The organism is Polaribacter glomeratus (genome assembly GCF_002954665.1).
In the GTDB taxonomy this organism is placed as follows: Bacteria; Bacteroidota; Bacteroidia; order Flavobacteriales; family Flavobacteriaceae; genus Polaribacter; species Polaribacter glomeratus.
The window spans coordinates 2,097,770-2,098,899 of record NZ_MSCM01000001.1 but is presented as its reverse complement, the minus strand read 5'-3'; the positions used below and the strand labels follow the sequence as shown (position 1 = coordinate 2,098,899).

Genomic DNA, 1,130 nt, shown 5'->3' with positions numbered 1-1,130 from the left:
ATATGGTTTGTTGCGTGTTTCAAGCAACTAATTTAGTAAATAATTACCGACCAAGAAAGTCCGCGAGGACTTTCGTAAGTAGGCGAGAACCAAGCAATAAATTATATACGGTGTTGCCAATAGTTTTTTATTCAAATTTAAATAGGGAAGTAGAATCGTAAAATTCAACTTCTGTGTTTTTTAGGATAGATTTTATTCTATTCATTTCCGATTTCAATTCGTTCATTGTTTTGTTTTCAGATATTCTAATTGAAATAGCAACTTTGTCATAATTCTCGTCAATTGCTTTTACAATATGCAAATCTTGGTCACTAAGTGATTGTCCGTAAATGACAAGATTTTTGTTTTTGTTTTCTTTCAGTTCTCTAAAACAATATGTTAGATAATTATTTGATTGAATACCTTTTAATTTCATTTCAGAAGTTCCCTCACTTATAAATAAAGGATAATTGTCTTTAGATATTTCTTTCGTAATAACTTCAATGAGCCAATTTTCATCACGTTTTATTTTTATTGTTTCTACTGATTTTTCAAAAACAAAAAGAGCTCCGTGTAAATAGTAAATATGATTTTTTTTAAAAACATCTCCAGTTTTGAAACGTTTAAATCTTTCATCCTCAAAGAATGGCATATAAAAATAATCTCCGAATTTTTTGCTTTCTAAAATTAAATAGTAAAGAAATAAGTCATAATTTGTAGTGAAAATTTGTTCGAATTCCTTTATTTGTTCCGCTACAAGTTTAATTTGGTCTATTTTTATTTCGTCTGGTGTTGGATGAATACGATTAATCGAATCGATTAAACCTTGTTTAATTAAATCTTTATTTCTGCTTATTCTTTGTTGTTCAATTTCTAATGCGCTACAAACTCTTTCTGTTGACTCAAGATGTTCTAAAATAATTTCAAAGTTTGTAGACTTGAATTCTTTGAATAATTTTTTAGCGTCTTCAGGACAATTTTCGATGTACTTTTCATATAAATTACGATAAAGTAATCTTGAACTGAAATTTAGGCTAAAACCATTCCCTAAAAGTAAAGGGCAATCTGGAAATTGCTCTTTAATCCAATCCCATTGTCTTATTCCTTCTGCATTTAATTGTTCGGTTGTGAATTTCATTTCAAATTATTGG

At 28.2% G+C, this 1,130-nt stretch carries 1 protein-coding gene; it reads right to left on the bottom strand.

From position 1 onward, the window contains the following. Positions 1-127: 127 nt before the first annotated feature. Complete coding sequence (locus BTO16_RS08955) at positions 128-1,117, bottom strand: DUF4917 family protein (RefSeq protein WP_105021245.1); 990 nt, start codon at positions 1,115-1,117, stop codon at positions 128-130. Positions 1,118-1,130 lie beyond the last annotated feature (13 nt).